This is a genomic window from Craterilacuibacter sp. RT1T, assembly GCF_023502145.1.
Taxonomy (GTDB): Bacteria; Pseudomonadota; Gammaproteobacteria; order Burkholderiales; family Chromobacteriaceae; genus Craterilacuibacter.
In genome coordinates this window covers 484700-505021 of sequence record NZ_JAMFLI010000002.1, presented here as the reverse complement: position 1 = coordinate 505021, position 20322 = coordinate 484700, and the positions used below count along the sequence as shown (strand labels likewise).

The window sequence follows — 20322 nt, the reverse complement described above, 5'->3', positions numbered from 1 at the left end:
GCCCCGGCCTGAGCGCGCTACGCTCGGGCCAGGCGGCTGGCAAGACGGGAGGCGTTACGCAGGGCAAAGGCGTAGACCGACAACTGGGGATTGGCTCCGATACTGGTCGGAAACAGCGAGCCGTCGATCACGCTTACATTACCCAGCTGCCAGTGTTCACCCCAATGGTTGACCACCCCGCGTGAGGCGTCGGCGCTCATCGCCGCGCCGCCCATCACATGGGCGCTGACCACGCGGGCGCGCAGAATCTCCAGCGGCAGGCTATCAATCTGGGCGCGCGCTTCGGCCAGGCTGCTGGCCGGTTTGGCGTTTTCATGCACGGTCAGCACCGATTGGGCACCGCCGGCGAACTGCAGCTCGGCCATCGAGTGCCAAGCCTGGCGAAAAGCCTGCCATAGAGGATCGGTGATCGGGTAATCCAGCGCCGGGCTGCCGTCTTTTTTCAGCTTGACCGTTCCGCCCGGGCTGTCCGGATGAAAGCCGTCGCGCGTTAAGGCCAGCATCACATTCAAGTGCGGCATAGCCTGCATCAGGCGGGCATGATCCAGACCAAAGCCGGTGAGCGTGGTCGATAGCAGCACCGGATGGATAGGCGGCACTTCCAGCTTGTAACCGAGCTGGCCATCGATGGGCCAGGTATGCAGGAAATGGTTGGAATAGACGGTTTGCGGGGCCCCGCTCCACGGTTCGATTTGCTCGGGCATGATGGCGCCGGACAACACCACCGGATGTAAAAACGTGCGCTTGCCCAAGACCTCGTGCGGATCGGGCGCGCCGCTTCTTAGCAAGAGTGCCGGCGTGCCGATCGCGCCGCCACACAGCAGCACATGGCGCGCCTTCACCCTGACCTTCACCCCCGACGGGCTTAAGGTATCGTCCTTGAGCGCCAGACCTTCCAGCGCGTCCACCTGTTTATTGTCGGCGCTGAACAGCAAGCGCTCTACCCGCACGCGCGCCAGCAAGCCCGCACCCTTGTCCAGCGCGGACGGGATGGTGGTCACCAGCATGGACTGCTTGGCATTGGTCGGACAGCCCATGCCGCAATAGCCCAGATTCCAGCAGTCGCGCACATTGCGCCGTATGCGCCCATGCGAATACCCCAGAGCGCTACAGCCTTTTTCCAGCACGCTATTGTTCGGGTTGGGCGGTGCCAGCCATTCGCCAATATTCACCCTGGCTTCGGCTTTCGCGATCCAGGGCAGCATTTCCTCTTCGCTAAGTTCGCTCAGGCCATGCTTGTCGCGCCACCAGGCCAGCGTCTCGATCGGCGGACGAAAAGAACTGGTCCAGTTGACCGTGGTCGAGCCGCCAACGGTACGGCCTTGCAAGATGGTCACACCCTTGTCCAGCGTCTGGCGGTTGGCCGACTCCTGATAAAGCTGGGGATAGGCTTCAGACTCCAGCAGGCGAAAATCGGTCGAGCTTTTCAGCGCACCCTCTTCTATCAGCAGCACTTTCAGACCGGCTTGCGCCAACACTTCGGCACTGATGCCGCCACCGGCGCCCGAGCCGACAATGGCGACATCACAATCCAGCTGCAGATCCTGCGTGAGCAGAGCGCCATCGTAAACCTGCCAACCGCGCGCAAGCCCTTCCTTGATCGGGTCTTTCAGCGGACTTGTCATTGCAGAACCCTCCCCTGTGCCGGCACGCGATAAGAGAGCGCGGCAAAGCTTGCCGGGTTGGCATACCAGGCGGCATTAATCAGACCGTGCAGCGCCTGATAGCCGCTACGCAATAAAGTAAAACGCGACTGGCGCCAACCTTCTAAAAAGGCATGCAACTCGGACGCGCTTGCGCTTGCCCATGGCGTCTTTACCCCGGCCAGATAACGCCGCCCCCAGCGGTTGCCCAGCAAATCCAGCAACTGGCGCACTTCGCCTTGCAGCATCAGCGGCAAGCCGCTGATCGCCCTATCCACCCCCAAGAGCAGCGCCTTTAACTGGGCAACATCCAGCGACAAGCCCAGCATGATAGGCGCAATGGCGGCAAGCAGATTGCGGTCTGCCGCATGCAAAAAGCGGGTATCCAGGCCTTGCATGCCCAAAGCGTCGGGAGTATCCGGCTCGGGGCGCGCCAGAAAACCCGCCGCCAGCAGCAATGCCGAGCCGGCAAGGCCAGTTTTGAGCAGCTGGCGGCGGTTCATCATGGCCGCCTCAGCATCAGCTTGAGCAGCCAGTGCATGCGCTGGCCGTAGGGCGCATGGGTCAGCGACAGCACATTCAGCCTGGGCATGGCCAGCACCGGCTTGAGCTTGGAAAAAGTCAGAAAGCCTTCATGCGCATGGTAGTGCCCCATGCCGGAGGCCCCCACCCCGCCAAAGGGCAGATCATCCTGCGCCACATGCAGCACCGTCGTATTAACGCACATGCCGCCGGCTATGGTTTCCCGCTCGACGCGGGCAATCCGCATCGGGTCTTCATCAAACAGATACAGCGCCAACGGCCGCGCGCGCGCGTTGACATAGCCCAGCGCCTCGTCGAATTTGCCATATGCAACAATGGGCAGCAGCGGCCCGAAAATCTCTTCCTGCATCAAGGCGCAATCCGGCGGCGCATCGCTCACCAGCGTAAGCGGCAATTTGTGCGAGCCGCTCAGATCTTCGGCACCCGGATTGATGGCCTCGACGGTGGCGCCCGCACTGCGCGCCTCTTCCAGCCAAAGGCTGAGGCGCTGGTGATGGCGCGCGTTAATCACCGAGGTGTAGTCCGGATTGTCGCGTAGCGTCGGGTACATGCGGCTGGCGGCCAGGCGGATTTCCCGCAGCAAAGCCTCGCGCTCGCCGGCCTTGACCAGCACATAGTCGGGCGCCACGCAGGTCTGCCCGGCGTTTAGCATCTTCCCCACCACAATGGCCTCGGCCGCGCGACGCGCATCAAAGCCCGGCGCGACAATGGCCGGCGATTTGCCACCCAGCTCCAGCGTGACCGGCGTCAGATTGGCGGCGGCGGCACGCATCACATGCTTGCCGATGGCGGTAGAGCCGGTAAACAGCAGGTGATCAAAGGGCAAGGCGGAAAAGGCCGCCGCAACCTCGGGCCCGCCATTGACCACCTCCACCCAGTCCGACCCCAGCGCTTCAAGGCACAGGCGCGCCATCAGTTCGCCCGTATGCGGCGTGAACTCGGACATTTTGAGCATGACGCGGTTGCCGGCAGCCAAAGCGGCAATCATGGGGCCGATCGCCAGATACAAGGGGTAATTCCATGGCACGATAATGCCGACGACGCCCAGCGGCTGGGCGCGCACATGGGCCCGTGCCGGCTTGAACCACAGCGACACCCCGCGCTTTTGCGGCGCCATCCAGCGCTTGAGCATTTTTTTGGCGTGGCGTATGCCCTCCTGCGACGGAAACAACTCGGCCAGACGGGTTTCTACTGCGCTACGCTGACCGAAATCGGCATTGATCGCGGCCATCCAGTCATCCGCATGATCATGCAGCATATGGGCAAGCTTATTCAGCAGCGCGATACGCTGTTCATATTCAGGGAAAGGATCCGTCTGCCAGGCGCGCTTCAGCCTGGCGTGTGCCGGCTCTAGCGCAGCAACAATGGCGAAGCCCGGGTTGGTCGAATTATCCATTGTGTTATCCTCGTTGGGCCATTATTCAAACAGCTGTTTGGCCTTGCGTTTTCACTCTAAAACAAAACCCGAGCCGTCGCCACGCAAATATCATGTTTATTGACTTCTTTTATGCCTTGCGCAATGCAGGTTTGCCGGTCTCGCTCAAGGAATGGCTGACCCTGCTAGAAGCGCTCAAACATCAGCTGGCCTTTGCCAGCATCGATGATTTTTACCTGCTCGCCCGCACCATCCTGATCAAGGACGAGAAATATTTCGACCGTTTCGATCAGGTATTTGCCCAGCAGGTACGCGGTATCGCAGGCGCGCTGGATGACCCGCAAACGGCCATTCCCGAAGACTGGCTGAAAAAGCAGGTGGAAAAATTCCTCAGCGACGAAGAAAAACGCCAGCTAGAGGCGCTGGGCTGGGACAAATTGATGGAAACGCTTAAAGAAAGGCTGGCGGAACAGAAAGAGCGTCATCAAGGCGGTAATAAATGGATAGGCACCGGCGGCACCAGCCCGTTTGGCGCTTACGGCTACAACCCGGAGGGGATACGCATCGGCCAGGCCGAGTCGCGCCACCGCCGCGCGGTCAAGGTGTGGGACAAGCGCGAATTTCGCAATCTGGACGACAGTGGCGAGCTGGGCACGCGCAACCTCAAGGTGGCACTGCGCCGCCTGCGCGAATTTGCCCGTAGCGGCGCAGCCGAGGTGCTTGATTTAGATGCCACCATTGCCGCCACCGCCAAGAATGCCGGCTATCTGGATCTGAAACTGGTGCCGGAGCTACACAATGCGGTCAAGGTGATCGTGCTTTTTGATATTGGCGGCTCGATGGATGACCATATCCGCCAGTGCGAAGAGCTGTTTTCGGCCGCACGCAGCGAATTCAAGCATCTGGAAATTTTTTACTTCCACAATTGCGTGTATGAGGCGCTCTGGCGCGACAATCACCGTCGCCACAAGGACACCGTCGCCACCTTCGATCTGATCCACACCTATGGCGCGGATTACAAGCTGATTCTGGTCGGCGACGCCAGCATGAGCCCGTACGAGATTGTCTACCCCGGTGGCAGTGTCGAACATATGAATGAGGAAGCCGGTGAAGTGTGGCTAAAACGCCTCACCAGCCATTTTCGCCACGCCGTCTGGCTCAACCCGGTGCCGGCTGAACGCTGGGTCCATACCCAGTCCATCGGCCTGTTGCAAGAACGCATGGACGGGCGCATGTTTGCGCTGACCGTAGACGGGTTAAGCCAAGCGATGCAGGCGCTGAAAAAAAGCGCCCACTAAACCCTCCCTCATGGAGCACCAGCCGATGAAGCGCATTGCCATTGATTATGTCAAAACGCCGCTAGGCGAGCTGGTGCTGGGCGCATGGGGCGAGCAGTTATGCCTGTGCGACTGGCGCTATCGCCAAATGCGCGCCCGCATCGATGCGCGCATCACCCGGCAACTCAACGCCGCCATGCACGAGATGCCAGCGCCGGTCATCGAGCAGGCCAAGAGGCAGTTAGCCGACTACTTTGCCGGCCGCCGCCGCCATTTCGAACTGCCGCTATTGATGGTGGGCAGCGACTTTCAGCGCAGTGTCTGGCATGCCCTAGGGGAAGTTCCTTACGGCGCCAAGGCAAGCTATCTGGCTCTGGCCACCCGCATGGGCCGGCCCGAAGCCGTCCGCGCAGTAGCCGCGGCCAATGGCGCCAACGCACTGGCGATTATCGTGCCGTGTCATCGCATCATAGGCAGCGATGGCGAGCTGACCGGCTATGCCGGAGGGCTTGAAGCGAAACGCCAACTGCTGGCGCTGGAGTCGGACAGCCACCCGTTCCAAGGCGCGCTGTTTGATTAAGCCCTTCGACGCCGCTCAGGCCAGTTCGCCGGTTTCGGCCATCTTGCGGATCTGACGCACCAGATCCAGATCGGTTTGCTGGTAGGCCGAACGCAGATAAGAGGCCACATCCACACCGTCAACCGGTTCGTCCGACACCGGAGTATCGTAGACAAAGCGCACAAACAAATCGCCGGGAACAGGCTCTTCGATGCGCATACTCATGGTGCCGCCGGCATTGTCCGCCAGCGGGTGTGTACGATAAACAACACTCTCCAGCACCGCGATTTCCACCCTTACCTGCACCCGATATTGGCCATAAGCCCAAGCGCGTTCGCTATAGCCTGCACCACGCTCCAGCACCACATCCTCATCCATGGACTCGACAAACGTCAGCGGTGCCTCGGCCCGGTGCAACAGCCCTTGCCACAAGGTTTCACGCGACAGTTGCAGCGCCATCGGATTATTCGGATCATTCACTGCAACCAAGTGTTCGAAATACATATTGCTTTTCCTGTTTCAGCTAGGCCGCGAGTTTACACGCCTGAGGCGGCAAACGAAATCAGACCCCCTGCACTTATTACCTTAAACAAAAAAATCATGCTGGGTAGTCTATAAAGAATGATAATGCCGTATGTAATAATACTTATTACACATTGTGCGTCGTCATTAGCAGCCTGCCGACCTCGTCAGAATGAAGGAGATTTTTTTGGATAAGCAGTCTTTTCTGTCACAGCCTGAAGTCGCACTGTTCAAGGACAGACTGGCCAGCTGGCTGTCTGGCGACCGCTTTATGGAGCACCCCTTCCATCTGCGCGACAAGGCCTTGCCGATCGACTTTCCACGCCATTTTTCGGCTTCCACGCTGGAAACCTGCTTCGACCACTACCATTGGGGCGGCCTGGACTACGAAGACAACCGCAAGCAGCGCGAGCTATTGCACCAGAACTTGCAGCAGGCGTTAAGCCGCGCCGATACCGATGCCCTGCTTGCCGCACTGGACGCCGCTTTGCGCTGGAGCACCGGCGGCAAGGGCATCAAGCTGTACAGCCAGAATCAGGAGTGGGCCGAAGCGCATAAGGACACGCTGACCGCGCATATGCGCGAGGCGCTGCAGACACTGGAATCCGACAACCCGGATACGGAAGCCTTTAACGAGCGCCTCAGAATGAATGTCGGCTTTACCAAGGTCTACGCCCTTGCCAGCGACAAGCTCATTATGTACGACGGCCGTATCGGCGCCGCACTGGGCTTGCTCGCCCGCCAGCACTGCATGCGCAAGCGCATGGATCTGCCGGCTGCGCTGTGTTTTCCCTGGGCGCCGGGTGCCTCTTCGCTGAACCGCAACCCCAGCGACGAGCGCTACCATTTCCGCCAACTGGCCAACCGCGGAGGATTTCACGCCGAATGGATGGCACGCGCCAGCTGGCTGGTCACCGCCGCCATAGAACAGGCGCAAGCGCCTTGGTGCAAAGGGCCGGATGCCTTGCGCCGCGTAGAAGCGGCACTCTTTATGCTGGGCTATGAGATCCCGACCGAAGAGAACCACAGCAAGCAGTTCCATTATCTATAGCGCCTAGGGCATACTCGGGGCATTCCCGCCCCGGATAATAATAATGCCCGACAGCTTGGTGATGAACTGGACAACCTTACTCTCGACCCGCCGCTTCAAACTGAAAAATGGCCAGATTGAAGCGGCGCGCGCCATAGGCGGCGGCGATCCCGCCAGCGGCTTGCGCAGCGATTTTCATATCGATCACGATCGGCTGATTTTTTCCAGCGCCTTTCGCCGCCTGGGACGCAAAACCCAGGTCCATCCGCTGGCAGTGAATGACCACACCCATAACCGCCTCACCCACAGCATGGAAGTCGCCAGCGTCGGACGCAGCCTAGGCAACCAGGTCGGCGCCATGCTAGCCGCCAGCGGGCATTTGCCCGGCAGCATCACCCCTTTCGATATCGGTGCGGTGGTGCAAGTCGCCTGCCTTGCCCACGATCTGGGCAACCCGCCCTTTGGCCACACCGGTGAAGATGCTCTGCGCGACTGGTTTCGCAACCCGGTCAACACACACTGGCTTGCGCCCTTGAGCGTGGCCGAGCAAAGCGACATCTGCAGTTACGAAGGCAATGCCCACGGTTTGCGCATGGTCAGCTCGCTCGAGCTGTATGTGGGCGAAGGCGGCATGCGCCTGACTTCGGCGGCATTGGGCGCACTGGTTAAATACCCGTGGACTTCCGACATCTACCCCGAACGCGGCAAGTTCAATATCTATCGCAGCGAACTGGGCTATTTCGAAGCCATTGCCGACGAGCTGGGGCTGATCCGGCGCGGCAGCCGCGAATGGGTACGCCACCCGCTGTCCTATCTGATGGAGGCGGCCGACGATATCTGTTACGCCATTCTCGATCTGGAAGACGCCGTCGAAATCGGCATGCTGGATGTGGATGAATTCGAGCGCGCGCTGGGCGGGCTGGTTGGCATCGAGAAAAGCTGGCCGATTAGCGATCCGCGCCAGCGCTGTTCGGCGCTCAGGGGCGCGGCAGTGGGCAAATGCGTCAATGAGGTGGCCGGACGCTTTATGGCCTTCGAGCATCAGTTGCGCTGCGGTGAATTCCCGGCCAAAGACCTGATTTCGGTCTGCTCGCCGGCCGTGCGCGACACGGTGCAAGGCGCCAAAGAGCTGGCCAGCCGGCGCATCTATCGCCATCGCACCAAACTGATGACCGAAATTGCCGCCTACCCGTGCATGGGCGCGCTGCTGGATGTCTTGATTCCGCCAGCGTTTGCGCTCAGTACCGGCAAAACCTTAAGCACGCGTGAGCATCTGCATCTGGCACTGATGGACAGAAAAATCGAGTCCGCTGACACGCCTTATCAGGCTTATATGAAAGTGCTCGATTTTATCGGTGCCATGACCGACAACGCCGCCGCCACGCTGGCGCGCGAAGTCTCAGGCATAGGCATCCATTGACAGCCCCGCACCCATAATGACCGAACGCATTCTTGCCATTATTTTGCCGGTGCTGGTTATCGTACTGGCCGGCTGGCTCTATGGCCGCTATGCCAAGCCCGATATGCGCGCCGTCAACCAGTTGAATATGGACGTATGCGTCCCCTTGCTGGTTTTTAGCGCACTGTCGGCGCGCGGCTTTGATCTGTCCAGCCAGTGGAAGCTCATACCGGCAGCCGCGCTGGTGGTCGTTTTTTCCGGCTTTTTGGCTTGGCCGTTTGCCCGCCTGAGCGGCGTCGCGCGGCGCACCTTGCTGCCGGCGGTTATGTTTAACAACTGCGGCAATATGGGCCTGCCGTTGGCGCTATTGGCTTTTGGCGAGGCCGGTTTCAACGCCTTTGTCGTGCTGTTTATCGTGTCCAATTTGCTGCACTTCACGCTGGGCGCTTTTATTTTCAGCAATCAGACCCGTTTTAGCCGTCTCGTACGCAACCCCATCGTCATCGCGACCGCACTGGGCTTGGCGGTCAACCTGTCCGGCCTGCTCATTCCGCCGCCCTTGCTGACCGGGCTGAAAATGCTGGGGGATGCCACCATTCCGCTGATGCTGTTTGCCCTGGGGGTGCGCATGCTGGGCATCCAGCGCATCAGCTTCAAGGCGGGGCTTGCTTGCGCCATATTGTGCCCGCTTACCGGCCTTGCCGCCGCCTATCTGGCCATCCAGCTGCTGGCGCTGAATGCGCAACAGGCCATGCTGCTGATACTGTTCGGCGCCCTGCCGCCGGCCGTGCTTAACTTCCTGATGGCCGAACACTACCGCCAGCAGCCCGAACATATGGCGGCCATGGTACTGATGGGCAATCTCGCCAGCGTGGTTTTTGTGCCGCTCGGCCTTGCGCTGGCCCTATCCTGAGTCGCAATACCTGCATCCGCCAAGGAAACCCTATGGACAAGATCATCAAGACCCCACAAGCATGGCGCGGACAACTGGATGCGGAAAGCTACCGCGTCACGCGCGAAGCCGGCACCGAGCGTCCGTTCAGCGGCGCGCTGTATCAGGAAAACCGCCGTGGCCGCTATTACTGCATCTGCTGCGATGCGCTGCTGTTCGAATCGGCCAGCAAATTCGATGCCCACTGCGGCTGGCCCAGTTTCTCTCAGGAGGCGGCAAGCGGCAGCATCGAGCGCATCGAGGACCACAGCCACGGCATGGTACGCACCGAAGTACGCTGCCAACGTTGCGATGCGCACCTGGGCCATGTTTTCCCCGATGGCCCGCCGCCTGGCGGCGAGCGCTACTGCATCAATTCGGTGGCCATGCGCTTCGTGCCGGAGGCTTAAGAACCTGTTCACAATCTGCTGCGCATCAACGATACCGCGTTAAAAACGGCTTCGAAATGCTCATGTGCCACCTGTACATTCCGCTTTCTCAGCCGTTTTTGCCTTGTCTCGCCCTTGCTCGCGAGATCGTGAACACGCTCTTAGCGCACGGCCGCTCGGGCCGCATTACTTTTTCTTGGGGCGGAAAGCCTGCACCACAGCCGGGTCGGTATCCATCCACGGCCCGCCCATCAGCTCGATGCAATAAGGCACCGAGGCAAAGATGCCATGCACCACAACCTGGCCGTCCTTATCCTTCACCCCTTCCAGCGTTTCGCGTATGGACTTGGGGCGTCCGGGCAGGTTCAGAATCAGGCTGGTGCCGCGAATTACGCCGACCTGACGCGACAAAATGGCGGTTGGCACATAGTAAAGGCTGATCTGGCGCATCTGTTCGCCAAAACCCGGCATCACCCGCTGCGCTACCGCCAGCGTGGCCTCGGGGGTTACATCGCGTGGCGAGGGGCCGGTGCCGCCGGTGGTCAATACCAGCGCACAGTCGCATACATCGACCAGCTCCACCAGCGTGGCCTCGATCAGCGGCTGCTCGTCGGGAATCAGGCGTTCGACGAATTCGACCGGGTTCAATAGTGCCGCCCCCAGCCAGTCGCGCAGCGCAGGCAGACCCTCGTCCTGATAAACGCCGCTGCTGGCGCGGTCGCTAATGGAAACTAGACCGATGCGTATCGTGTTCAATGCATTCATACCCAACCCTTTTTCAACGGATAAGCCAGGAGGGTGTCCCCGATGGCCACGCTGCTGGATGGCGGAATTTCCACCAGCACATCGGCGGCGGCGCACGCCGACAACATGGCCGAACCCTGCCCCTTAACCAGATCGGCGACGTAAATGTCGCCCTCCTGACGCAAGCGGGCGCGCTGAAATTCGCGCCGCGGCTCAATGCGGGTCTTGCTAAAGCCGGCACGCACCTTGATCGCGACCGGCAAGGGTTGATCATCACCCGACAGTCGACGCAAAGCCGGCGCCACCAGTTGATGGAAGGTGACAAAAGTCGCGACCGGATTGCCCGGCAACATAAATACATGGGCAGCGCCGGCGCGGCCCCAGGCAAAAGGCTTGCCCGGCTTGATCGCCAGCTTCCATGCAGTGATCTTGCCTATCGCTTCCAGCGCCGAGCGCACATGATCTTCTTCGCCTACCGATACGCCCCCCGAACTCAGGATCACATCACACGTTTCACTGGCACGCGCCAGAGCCGCACGGGTCATGACCGCGTCGTCCGGCAAGATGCCGCCATCGATGGTCTCGACATTAAAACGCGCCAGCCATGCCAGCAACTGGTAACGGTTGGCATCAAAGATCTTGCCTGCGGTGAGTGCCTCTCCCGGCTCGATCAGCTCGTTGCCGCTGGAAAAAACGGCGACTTTCAGGCGCGGCAACACCGGTAAAACGGCATGACCTTGACTGGCCAGCAAGGCGATGGCTGCCGGGTCCAGCAAGGTGCCCGCCGTCAACAGCGTGGCGCCGGCAGCATACTCTTCGCCTTGCAAACGCATATGCTGGCCCGCTCGGGCGGGCTGATTCAAAAGCAGCACATCCGCCTCGCGCGTGGTATCTTCCTGCGCCACCACGGCGGTGGTGCCTACCGGCAAAGGCGCGCCAGTAAAAATGCGGGCGGCTTCGCCGTCTTTTAGCGCCGTTTGCGCCACATCGCCGGCAGCGATACGGCTGACGACATGAAAGCGGCTGGCCTGAGCGCTCGCATCACAAACGGCGTAACCGTCCATCGCGCTATTGTCGAACTGCGGCGCATCAAAGCAAGCCTCAACATCGCGAGCCAGACGCCGGCCGGCAGCCTGCGCCAAAGCGAGCGACTCACAGCCTTCAGCCTGCGGCAAACCATCCAGCAAGGTCGCCAGGGCAGCGTGGTAATCAAGCATGTTTTGATCCTGTTTCGGGTAAAAGTGAAAAGCGCGCCTCAAGAGCCGCCAGTGCCTGGGCATCGTTGGCATTGGCAAAAGCGGCGGCATCGGCAAACGGTACGGGAATCGCGCCGACTCGGGTCAGCCAGTGGCGGATGGCCCGCTGCCCCTCATCAAGACAGGGGGCAAGCTGTGCCAATGCCTCTTTGCGCACCAAAGCCACGGCCGGTTGCGGGCCGTCACAGCTGACGGCATAGGCCGCGCCGGCAGCCGGCGCGTCTTTCAGCGCGGCAAGCAAATGCCGGCACACATCCGGCGGCAACGCCGGCATATCGCACGGGGCAAGCAGCACATAATCCACCGCATCGCAAAGGCAGGCTGCCACGCTGGCCATGCCCGAGAGCGGGCCCTGGCCGGCAAAGCGCGGCAGATCGCACACCACCTGCCCCCATTGGGCATAAGTCTGCAGCGAGCGATTGGCGCTGATATACAGCACATCCACTTGCGGGCGCAGACGGTGAATCACATGCAGCGCCAGCGGCTGGCCGGCCAGCAACACCAAGCCCTTGTCCACCCCGCCCATGCGCTGGCCCTGCCCGCCAGCAAGCAAAAGACCGGCAATCAAGCCTGCGCCTCCCAGCGGCCGGCGGCCGCATCGTCGGACGCCTTGGCTTCGACCCAGTGGCTGCTGCCGTCGATGAATTCCTCGCGCTTCCAGAACGGGGCGCGGGTTTTCAGGTAGTCCATCAAAAATTCGGCTGCGGCAAAAGCCGCCGCCCGATGGCCGCTGGCCACCAGCACCAGCACAATGCCCTCGCCCACCGCCAGCCGCCCCACGCGGTGAATGATGCGGCAAGCCGTCAGGGGCCAGCGCTGCGCCGCCTCATGGGCGATGCGGACGATCTCGTCTTCGGTTACGCCCGGATAGTGTTCAAGATGCAGCGCCGCCAGTGGCAACTCGCCATCCTGACCGCGCACCCGCCCCTGAAAGCCGACCAGCGCACCGGCGTCCCCCGCTTCGGCCAATAGCCGCTCTTCTTCATAGGCGCTGACAAAAGCCGCTTTGCGTACGGTAATATCCAGCCACATATCAGCCTCCGGTCACCGGTGGCAAGATGCCGACTTCAGCGCCATCGGCGATCTCGGCCACCCCGCGCTTGATTTCCCTATCCACCACCACGCGAAACACTTTATCCGGCGCCAAGGCTGCGGCCCAGTCGTCACCGCGCGCGCGCAACAGGTCAAGCAAATCCTCGCTCGTGCCGCCGGTCCAGTCCAGACTTTCCTCATCCCGCCCCAGTGCTTCACGTAAAAATCCGAAATACAGAATCCTGATCATGCTTGCTTACCTTGTTGTTGCCACCAGGCGGCGATAAATTCAGCCACCTGATCAGCCTGATTAATGTCGAGCACGGCACACGCTGCCGTCAGCGCCTCATCGCTGACCACCGCGATCACGCGCGGGTCTGTTTCGTAGAGTGCCGGCTTGCCCAGCGCCGGACGATAAACCTCGATTTTGGCTACATCCGCCCACTTCTGCCCTTCAAGCAGCACCAGATCGCATGGCGCAAGCAAGGCCAGTTGCGCAGCCAGATCCAGTTGCTGCGGCGTATCGGCAAAAACGGCATAGCCTTGCGCCGTCACCATCATCACCTGGCTTGCGCCAGCCTGGCGATGGCGGTAGCTATCCTTGCCCGGCACATCCAGCTCGATCGCGTGGTGGCTGTGTTTGATCACCGACACGCGCAGGCCGCGCGCGGCCAATAGCGGCAGGATGGCCGTGATCAGCGTTGTTTTGCCGCAGCCGGAAAAGCCGGCCACCCCGAGGACAATTGCCATGCGGTTTCCTTCTGATGCCGGTTAGAATACGGCACATTGCCATTCGATAAAAAGCGCCAACCATGTCAGCACTTACCCATTTCGATGCCGCCGGCCAAGCCCATATGGTCGATGTCGGCGCCAAGCACGAAACCCGTCGCGTCGCGGTTGCGACCGGCCATATCACCATGCTGGCAGAGACATTTGCCCAGTTGCAGGCCGGCAATAATAAAAAAGGCGACGTGATCGGCATCGCCCGCATCGCCGCCATTCAGGGCGCCAAGCGCTGCGCCGACCTGATCCCGCTGTGCCACCCGATTGCGCTCACCCGCGTAGCCGTCGAATTCAGCCCCGAAGCTGGGCTGAACCGCCTGCACATCCGGGTCACGGCCGAAACCGTTGGCCGCACCGGCGTGGAAATGGAAGCATTAAGCGCCGTCAATGCCGGCCTTCTCACTGTTTACGACATGCTAAAAGCCATAGACCGCGGCATGGAAATCGGCGGCATCCGCCTGCTGGAAAAACAGGGCGGCAAGAGCGGACACTGGCAGGCAGCGTCCTAAGCACTTTTCAGCCCACAGCAGATCGTGGGCAAATCCTGTCTATAGTAACGGCATTGTTGACGTTAAAAGTCTATCCATGCCGGAAACCCTGACCCTTGTCCTGATCGCTTTCGCTTCGGGTATTGCCGGCGCGACCGTGGGGGGCGCCGGCCTGCTGCAACTGCCGGCGCTATTTAATGCCTATCCTGCTGCCAGCACCATGACCGTGATCGGCACCAACAAGATCGCTTTCACCTTGGGCGGCCTCAATAATGTGCGCCACTACTGGCAAAATGTCGGCATTCCATGGCGCCAGACCCTGCCGGCACTGATTGCCGGCTCGCTCACCGCCTATGGCGGTGCGGCCTTGTTGCAATACATTCCCGGCGACAGCTTCAAACCCTTGTTGCTGGTGCTCATGATCGTGCTGGCCGTCTATCTGTTTCGCCACAAGAAGTTGGGCGAAATCGATACCCCGCCCTTGCTGGACGGCAACGCGGCCTTATTCGCCGCCATCCTTGCCGGACTGGTGCTGGGCTTTTACGAAGGCGTGTTCGGCCCGGCAACCCTGACTTTTCTCGCCTTGCTCTACAACCGCCTGTTCGGCATGAATCTCAAACGGGCGCTGGCGGCCGGACAAATCCTCACCAACGGCTGGAATATCGCGGCTCTGGGGTTTTTCGTGCCACATGGCAATTATCTGCTGGGCACCGGCCTGATGATGGGCGTAGCCGCAATCGCCGGTTCGTTCACCGGCATCCGGCTAATCGCACGGGGCGGCAATACGCTGATCCGGCGCCTGTTTATGGCGTTGCTGGTAATCGAAATCGGACGCTACAGCTACTTGCTATGGCGCTAAAGCGTGCCACACACGGCACAATCCGGGTCGCGGCTAAAACGCATCTCGCGCCAGGCTGATTTGAGCACGTCATAGGTCATCAGCCGCCCGGTCGGTGCTTGCCCGATCCCCATTAATAGCTTTAGCGCCTCCACTGCCTGCTGCGCGCCGATCACGCCGACCAGCGGCGAAAACACGCCGAAAGTCGCACACGCACCGTCGCTGGCATGGCTACCGCCAAACAGGCAGTGATAACACGGGCTACGCTCGAGCCGCGGATCGACCACCAGCAACTGGCCATCAAAGCGTACCGCCGCACCCGATACCAAAGGCGTACGACTGGCCACGGCGGCGGCGTTTACCGCCTGACGCGTGGCATAGTTATCCGAACAATCCAGCACCACATCTACTTGCGCCATCCGCTGCGCCAGCGCCACGCTATCCAGGCGCTGCGGCAAAACTTCGACCGACACCCCCGAATTGATGCGTCTCACGGCATCGGCAGCCGCCGTGGCCTTGAGCCGCCCCAGATCCGCCTCGCCATATAAGATCTGGCGCTGCAAGTTGGAGATTTCAATCACATCATCGTCAGCCAGCAGTAATCGCCCCACACCCGATGCCGCCAAAAACGGAATCGCCGCCGAGCCCAGCCCGCCACAACCCACCACCAGCACGCACGCGTCCAGCAGCGCTTGCTGGCCAGCCATATCGACTTCTTTTAGCAGCAGATGGCGGCTGTAACGCAGCAGGGCCTGATCGTCCATAAGGGATGCTTTCATAAGCCAAATAAAAACGGCGTATTGTTTCACACCCAAGCGGGCATGAACAATACGCCGGATGGCGATCAGGCCCTACGCTTAGCGCGCGACCTTAAAACGATCCACCTGCGTGACCAGCTCATCGGCTGCCTGACTCAGGCGCGATGCCAATTGCGCCGATTCGGCCACCTGAGTCAGGTTTTCTTCGGCCAGTTCGGCAATACGGCTGATATTGACCGCCACATCGGTACTGGCGCTGGACTGCTCGCGTATGGCCAATGCCGTTTCCGCACTCTTGTCGGCCGAGGCCGCCGCCTTTTCGCGTATGCCGGCCAAATCCTCTACGCTGACATCGATCAGTGCCAGCCCTTCGCACATGGTGTGCTGCGCCGATTTCAGCTGCAAGGAAGCCGCCTCGGTGCCGCGGCCAATCGCACTGACCAGATCCGCGATATTCACCGTTTCAAGCCCGGTACGCTCGGCCAGCTTTCTGACTTCGTCAGCCACCACGGCAAAACCCCGGCCGGCCTCACCCGCCCGCGCCGCTTCAATGGCGGCATTCAAAGCCAGCAAGTTGGTCTGGTCTGCAATATCGCGAATAGCCGTAATAATGCCGGTAATCTGTTGCGAGCGGGCAGACAGCTCATCCACCATGCGCCCGCCCTCTTCCAGCGAGCTGGCGGTGCCTCGAATCGCCTGCGCCGTTTGCGCCATGCGACTGCGCCCGTCTTCGACACTGGCGGTCATTTCGCGCACGGCCTGCAAATTAAACTCGGTATTTTCGCTGACCGAAGTAATACCAACCGACATTTGCTCAATCGCTGCGGCAATTTGCGCCGAAGATGCGCTTTGCAAATCAGCCGCATGCGCTGCACGGCCGGAGACATCCGATAAGCCCTGTGCGGCATCCAGCAAGGTATGCGTATTCCCCTTAACCGTCTGCAAGGTCTGCGCAAAGGAAGCCACCAGGGAATCGAATGCCTGAGCCATGCGCGCAATGCCATCATTCCCTTTCAAGTTGGCCCGGTGGGACAGATCCAGATCGCGACTCATCAAACTCATCAGCTGCTCCAGCTGCGTTAATGGCCGGTGGATGCTGGCATAAACGCGCCAAGCCAAAAGCGATAGCAAGGCCGTCAGCAAAACGCTGGCGATGCCACTCATCCACAGCATGCGCTGGGACTGGGCCAGCTGTTGCAAAATATGCGCATCCAGACCGGACAGGATCTGATCCTGCTCAGCCTTGAGCAGACCGATCTTGGCCGTTGCGGCGGCAAACCATACGCTAGGCTCGACACCCAAGACCTCTGCGGGCGGCACCGCCAAGATGTGCTGGCGCAATGCAGAGACTTCGCGACTGGCAGCCGAGTTTTCGACCGCCTCAAGGCGCGTGCGCTGCGCCGGGTTAGCCAGCAGCTTGAGACTATGGGCATAGCTTTGCTGGCTCGCGCCCAAGGCGACCATTTTGTCCTGTTCAGCCGGGCTCATACTGCCGGCGGCGAGCAAGCCATTCACATAACCACGTTCGCGCCCGGCCGACTCTTTTTCGTTCAGCAAAGACAGCAGCGCCATGCCGGAATGCACCAACTCGTTGTCGCGGCTGACTTCCACCACGCCGGACACCAGCGCGATCAATTGCTCGATGTGCTGGCTATAAGCCGCAAAAGCCTGCGGCGCGGGCACGCTGCGGGCATTGATAGCGGCGCGCGCCTGCGCCAACCCCTGCAAACTGGAGATTAAAGGCGTTAACTGCGGAGCCAATTCGGTATCATTTAATGCTTCGGCTGCACTTACAAAACGGGTCAGCGCCTGATCGGATGCGCCGCGCGCCTCCAAAAGTGCCGCTGGCGGGGCGCCGGAGCCGGACAAGAAGCCATTGCTCAGGCCGCGTTCGGCCTGCAAGGCATGGACTAGCTGGCTGGCCTCGCCCGAAATTACCGTCATTTCGTGCGCGACCTCATACTCTTGCAGCATCTGATAGCGGCCGGCAAACAAATAGCCGGTCAAAGCCAGTGCGGCAAACACAGGCGGGAGCAATAGCAGTAACAACTTGTGCCGGATAGCCAGATGCTGAAGCATGTTTCAACCGTCGCCTATTATGTAATTTATATATTTTATATGATAAATAACTTTAATGCATTAGTTATACCCCCATTAGCAAGGAGGCCAATGCAATTGGCGGGTATACTTTCAATCCCATGCTAAGCCCACTTGTCCAAGCCCCCGCCCCTGCCTTATTAATTCGCGCCCAAAGCGACGAACATGCCGTGCTTGCCTGGCTATCCGAACACGCTGACCGGCCACATACACTGTCCGGCTACCGCAAGGAAGCGGAGCGTTTCTTGCTGTGGCTGAGTCAGCGCAAACAAAGCCTCGCCAGCCTTAAGCGCGAAGATGTGCATGACTACCAGCGCTTTCTGGCGCAACCGGGTAGTGACTGGGTGGGCCCCAGCCGAGCGCGCCAGCACCCCGAGTGGAAGCCTTTTGCCGGCCCGCTGTCGCCATCCAGCATCCGCCACGCCCTGACCATACTGGCTGCGCTATATCGCTACCTGGGTGACGCAGGCTATCTGTCGGGCAATCCTTTTGCCCTGGTCAAATCACGCCGCACCAAGCAGGACAGCCTGCCCTTCGAGCGTTTTCTTGATGCCGGCGCATGGCAGGCGGTGCATCAGGCGCTGGCGCAGCTGCCCGAAGCAACACCCAAAGAGCGCGCCCACGCCGCACGCACGCGCTGGCTGATTACCCTGCTGTATCTGACCGGAGCACGGCGCAGCGAAGTAGCTGGTGCCGTGATGGGGGATATATTCACTCGCCGCAACCGTCACTGGTGGCGCATTCACGGCAAGGGCGGCGTCTTGGCGGAAGTACCGCTCAATAGCGAACTGATGGATGCACTGGCACGCTACCGCCTAAGCCTTGGCTTGGGCGAAGCGGTCCACCCGGCAGAGGAAACGCCGCTCGTTTGCCGCTTGAGCGCACTCAAGCCACTGGGTGATAAGGCGATTTACCTGATATGCAAGGAAGTATTCCGGCGCGCCGAGACCTGCTGCCACGACGAAGAGTCGCGACTTAGCCTGCGCAAAGCCAGCTGCCACTGGCTGCGCCACACCTCGGCCAGTCACCAGCTCGACGCCGGCGTCAGCCTATTGATGGTCAGCCAGAATTTGCGTCACGCCAGCATTCAGACCACGCGGCGTTATCTGCATAGCGAACACGATGCGCGGCACGAGGCCAGCCAGCTGCACGCTTTTCATGGGGAAACGGAGGAATAAGACGAAGACAGGCACTCAGGCCGTGGTTTTTTTCTTTTTGGCCGGCGCAGGCGGGGCCAGGAAGGCGGGGTCGAAATCGAACAACATGCCGGTGCGGCCGGTTTGCGAGGCACAGGCAATCTGCAGGGCACGATTGATCGCCTCTTTCTTGCTCACCCCCCACCATTCAATCATCTTTTCCAGCGACTTTTGCGCATCGCGCGACAGTTCGACCGTAACCGACTGCTCCTGCAGGCGCTTGCGCCTGAGCTCGCGACTACGCCGCTTGCGCTCGGCAACCGTCATCGCTTTCGCGCCCAGCGGTTTTCGGCCGGGTTTTTTCTGCACGCCACCAATGAGATCAAAGGTGTAGTGGTCGCAAGGGTCTTTCATGAATAACGGTGACGGGTCACAAGAGGGGCGCAAGGATACCACAAAGCCCGCCACTCGCCATGGCAACGTAAAGCCTTAGCCCTGGCACCCTCTGCCTCTAGGCCAAAAATGGCGCAAGGCACGCATGCAAAACAAAGCCAGCGCTACCCAAGCGCAACCCAAGAGGGTGTCGATAAAACGCCAACCCAGCAAACCGGCATCCCCGCCCGACTCCAGTTTGACCACATCGATCACCAGCAGCACCAGAGTCGTCACCACCAGACTGAAAACCAGATAATTGCGCCTGAGTGCCATCGGGTACACTGCCGCCAGCAAGGCAATCAGCAAAACCAGGCCCAGTGGCGCAGCCACCCAGGCAAGCAGCCATGCCGCCAGCACGACCCCCAGCAAGGTGCCGGCCACACGCTGCCAGATCCGCTGCCATGCCTGCGCATCATCCACATGCATCACGAACAGCACGGTCAACCCCACCCAGCCGGCCTCAACCACACCCAGCTTCACCGCCGACAGGGTCGCAAACATAATGGTCAAGGGCAGGGTCAGGCCATAAAGCGGGCCGTTGCTATCGCCGGAAATAACGGCATTCATTTCCGCCCACGGGCTGCTGCCCGGCTCGACGCTGGCAACCAGCCACGCCTGCAACAGGCTCAAAGCCAAGCCCAGCATGGCACCGGCCACATAAGCGGCGCCAATGGGCAGCGTTGCGGGAAAACCCATTTCGGCCAGCACCAGTGCCGAAGCGGCGTATTTTCCCAACAAGCTCAAATAAGCGTGATCAGGCCTGGGCAGGCCAGCCAGCCAGCTAATGACAAACAAGCCGGCCAGCGCCAGCGACCGGTTGCCGGCAATCACAAGCCCCAGTGCGGCGGCCGCAACCACAAGCAGCGTGCCCAGCACAATACTGGGAATGCGCGTTGCCATACTGCGGCGCGGATCCAGCGACAAGGCGAGCATGGCACCCAAGGAGGCAAACGCGCCCAGCACCGGCTGCTTAAACAGAATGCCGGCCAGTACCGGCAAACCCATGCCCAGCATAAACAGCACGCCGCGCACGACATCAGCCCGGATCGGGCGCAAGCTGGCAGGCAGTTTCATTCAACATGATTCC

The 20322-nt window shown here is 60.6% G+C and carries 23 protein-coding genes; 9 read left to right on the top strand and 14 right to left on the bottom strand.

Features of this window, described 5'->3' with window-relative positions:
• Window positions 1-17: 17 nt before the first annotated feature.
• From M3P88_RS06230 to M3P88_RS06220, 3 genes are read right to left on the bottom strand one after another with little or no spacing between them, the layout of a single operon-like run.
• The gene (locus tag M3P88_RS06230) at window positions 18-1625 is read right to left on the bottom strand and encodes a GMC family oxidoreductase (protein ID WP_249615175.1); all 1608 of its coding nucleotides are present in this window, start codon (window positions 1623-1625) and stop codon (window positions 18-20) included.
• A complete protein-coding gene (locus M3P88_RS06225; RefSeq protein WP_249615174.1) occupies window positions 1622-2149 on the bottom strand; it encodes a hypothetical protein in 528 nt (175 codons plus the stop codon). Before M3P88_RS06225 ends, M3P88_RS06230 begins: the two co-directional genes overlap by 4 nt.
• Window positions 2146-3582: a coniferyl aldehyde dehydrogenase gene (locus M3P88_RS06220; RefSeq protein WP_249615173.1), complete on the bottom strand. Its 1437-nt coding sequence runs from the start codon at window positions 3580-3582 to the stop codon at window positions 2146-2148. The genes M3P88_RS06225 and M3P88_RS06220 overlap by 4 nt, the downstream gene beginning before the upstream one ends.
• A gap of 92 nt (window positions 3583-3674) precedes the next feature.
• Between M3P88_RS06220 and M3P88_RS06215 the strand changes: the two genes are divergently transcribed.
• Both M3P88_RS06215 and M3P88_RS06210 read left to right on the top strand, forming a co-directional pair.
• Window positions 3675-4859 carry a vWA domain-containing protein gene (locus tag M3P88_RS06215; RefSeq protein ID WP_249615172.1) on the top strand — a complete coding sequence of 395 codons (1185 nt, stop codon included), beginning with the start codon at window positions 3675-3677 and terminating at the stop codon, window positions 4857-4859.
• Between the two features lie 25 nt (window positions 4860-4884).
• Window positions 4885-5418, top strand: coding sequence for a methylated-DNA--[protein]-cysteine S-methyltransferase (locus M3P88_RS06210; protein ID WP_249615171.1), 534 nt, complete (start codon window positions 4885-4887; stop codon window positions 5416-5418).
• Between the two features lie 15 nt (window positions 5419-5433).
• On the opposite strand, the gene M3P88_RS06205 is transcribed toward M3P88_RS06210, so the two are convergent.
• The gene (locus tag M3P88_RS06205; RefSeq protein ID WP_249615170.1) at window positions 5434-5901 is read right to left on the bottom strand and encodes an AtaL-like protein; all 468 of its coding nucleotides are present in this window, start codon (window positions 5899-5901) and stop codon (window positions 5434-5436) included.
• 205 nt (window positions 5902-6106) lie between these two features.
• Between M3P88_RS06205 and M3P88_RS06200 the strand changes: the two genes are divergently transcribed.
• Genes M3P88_RS06200 through msrB form a run of 4 tightly spaced genes read left to right on the top strand, consistent with a single transcriptional unit; the run spans window position 6107 to window position 9689 of the window.
• Window positions 6107-6970: a hypothetical protein gene (locus M3P88_RS06200; protein WP_249615169.1), complete on the top strand. Its 864-nt coding sequence runs from the start codon at window positions 6107-6109 to the stop codon at window positions 6968-6970.
• 43 nt (window positions 6971-7013) lie between these two features.
• The gene (locus tag M3P88_RS06195; protein WP_249615168.1) at window positions 7014-8369 is read left to right on the top strand and encodes a deoxyguanosinetriphosphate triphosphohydrolase; all 1356 of its coding nucleotides are present in this window, start codon (window positions 7014-7016) and stop codon (window positions 8367-8369) included.
• Between the two features lie 16 nt (window positions 8370-8385).
• On the top strand, window positions 8386-9261 hold the full coding sequence (locus M3P88_RS06190) for an AEC family transporter (protein WP_249615167.1): 876 nt from the start codon (window positions 8386-8388) through the stop codon (window positions 9259-9261).
• Between the two features lie 32 nt (window positions 9262-9293).
• A complete protein-coding gene (gene msrB / locus M3P88_RS06185) occupies window positions 9294-9689 on the top strand; it encodes a peptide-methionine (R)-S-oxide reductase MsrB (RefSeq protein ID WP_249615166.1) in 396 nt (131 codons plus the stop codon).
• Between the two features lie 165 nt (window positions 9690-9854).
• Here the strand turns inward: msrB and mog are convergent, their stop codons facing one another.
• From mog to mobB, 6 genes are read right to left on the bottom strand one after another with little or no spacing between them, the layout of a single operon-like run.
• Window positions 9855-10433, bottom strand: a complete 579-nt coding sequence (mog, locus tag M3P88_RS06180; RefSeq protein ID WP_249615165.1) for a molybdopterin adenylyltransferase — start codon at window positions 10431-10433, stop codon at window positions 9855-9857.
• Entirely contained in the window at window positions 10430-11629 is a 1200-nt protein-coding gene (locus M3P88_RS06175; RefSeq protein ID WP_249615164.1) for a molybdopterin molybdotransferase MoeA, read from the bottom strand. The genes mog and M3P88_RS06175 overlap by 4 nt, the downstream gene beginning before the upstream one ends.
• Complete coding sequence (gene mobA, locus M3P88_RS06170; RefSeq protein WP_249615163.1) at window positions 11622-12236, bottom strand: molybdenum cofactor guanylyltransferase MobA; 615 nt, start codon at window positions 12234-12236, stop codon at window positions 11622-11624. The genes M3P88_RS06175 and mobA overlap by 8 nt, the downstream gene beginning before the upstream one ends.
• Window positions 12233-12700: a molybdenum cofactor biosynthesis protein MoaE gene (locus M3P88_RS06165; protein WP_249615162.1), complete on the bottom strand. Its 468-nt coding sequence runs from the start codon at window positions 12698-12700 to the stop codon at window positions 12233-12235. Before M3P88_RS06165 ends, mobA begins: the two co-directional genes overlap by 4 nt.
• Before the next feature lies 1 nt (window position 12701).
• Window positions 12702-12950, bottom strand: coding sequence for a MoaD/ThiS family protein (locus M3P88_RS06160; RefSeq protein ID WP_249615161.1), 249 nt, complete (start codon window positions 12948-12950; stop codon window positions 12702-12704).
• On the bottom strand, window positions 12947-13450 hold the full coding sequence (mobB, locus tag M3P88_RS06155; protein WP_249615160.1) for a molybdopterin-guanine dinucleotide biosynthesis protein B: 504 nt from the start codon (window positions 13448-13450) through the stop codon (window positions 12947-12949). The genes M3P88_RS06160 and mobB overlap by 4 nt, the downstream gene beginning before the upstream one ends.
• Before the next feature lie 62 nt (window positions 13451-13512).
• On the opposite strand from mobB, the gene moaC reads away from it, so the two are divergent.
• Window positions 13513-13992 carry a cyclic pyranopterin monophosphate synthase MoaC gene (gene moaC / locus M3P88_RS06150; RefSeq protein WP_249615159.1) on the top strand — a complete coding sequence of 160 codons (480 nt, stop codon included), beginning with the start codon at window positions 13513-13515 and terminating at the stop codon, window positions 13990-13992.
• A gap of 76 nt (window positions 13993-14068) precedes the next feature.
• Window positions 14069-14830 (top strand): sulfite exporter TauE/SafE family protein, encoded by a 762-nt coding sequence (locus M3P88_RS06145; protein WP_249615158.1) that lies wholly within the window; start codon window positions 14069-14071, stop codon window positions 14828-14830.
• Here M3P88_RS06145 and M3P88_RS06140 read toward each other — a convergent pair.
• Both M3P88_RS06140 and M3P88_RS06135 read right to left on the bottom strand, forming a co-directional pair.
• Complete coding sequence (locus M3P88_RS06140; protein ID WP_249615157.1) at window positions 14827-15573, bottom strand: HesA/MoeB/ThiF family protein; 747 nt, start codon at window positions 15571-15573, stop codon at window positions 14827-14829. The two genes, M3P88_RS06145 and M3P88_RS06140, sit on opposite strands and share 4 nt — an antisense overlap.
• A gap of 93 nt (window positions 15574-15666) precedes the next feature.
• A complete protein-coding gene (locus M3P88_RS06135; protein ID WP_249615156.1) occupies window positions 15667-17646 on the bottom strand; it encodes a methyl-accepting chemotaxis protein in 1980 nt (659 codons plus the stop codon).
• A 188-nt stretch (window positions 17647-17834) separates the two neighbouring features.
• Here M3P88_RS06135 and M3P88_RS06130 point away from each other — a divergent pair, with 188 nt between their 5' ends.
• Window positions 17835-18842, top strand: coding sequence for a tyrosine-type recombinase/integrase (locus M3P88_RS06130; protein WP_249615155.1), 1008 nt, complete (start codon window positions 17835-17837; stop codon window positions 18840-18842).
• A gap of 15 nt (window positions 18843-18857) precedes the next feature.
• On the opposite strand, the gene M3P88_RS06125 is transcribed toward M3P88_RS06130, so the two are convergent.
• Both M3P88_RS06125 and M3P88_RS06120 read right to left on the bottom strand, forming a co-directional pair.
• On the bottom strand, window positions 18858-19214 hold the full coding sequence (locus M3P88_RS06125) for a hypothetical protein (RefSeq protein WP_249615154.1): 357 nt from the start codon (window positions 19212-19214) through the stop codon (window positions 18858-18860).
• Between the two features lie 75 nt (window positions 19215-19289).
• Complete coding sequence (locus M3P88_RS06120; protein WP_249615153.1) at window positions 19290-20309, bottom strand: FUSC family protein; 1020 nt, start codon at window positions 20307-20309, stop codon at window positions 19290-19292.
• Window positions 20310-20322 lie beyond the last annotated feature (13 nt).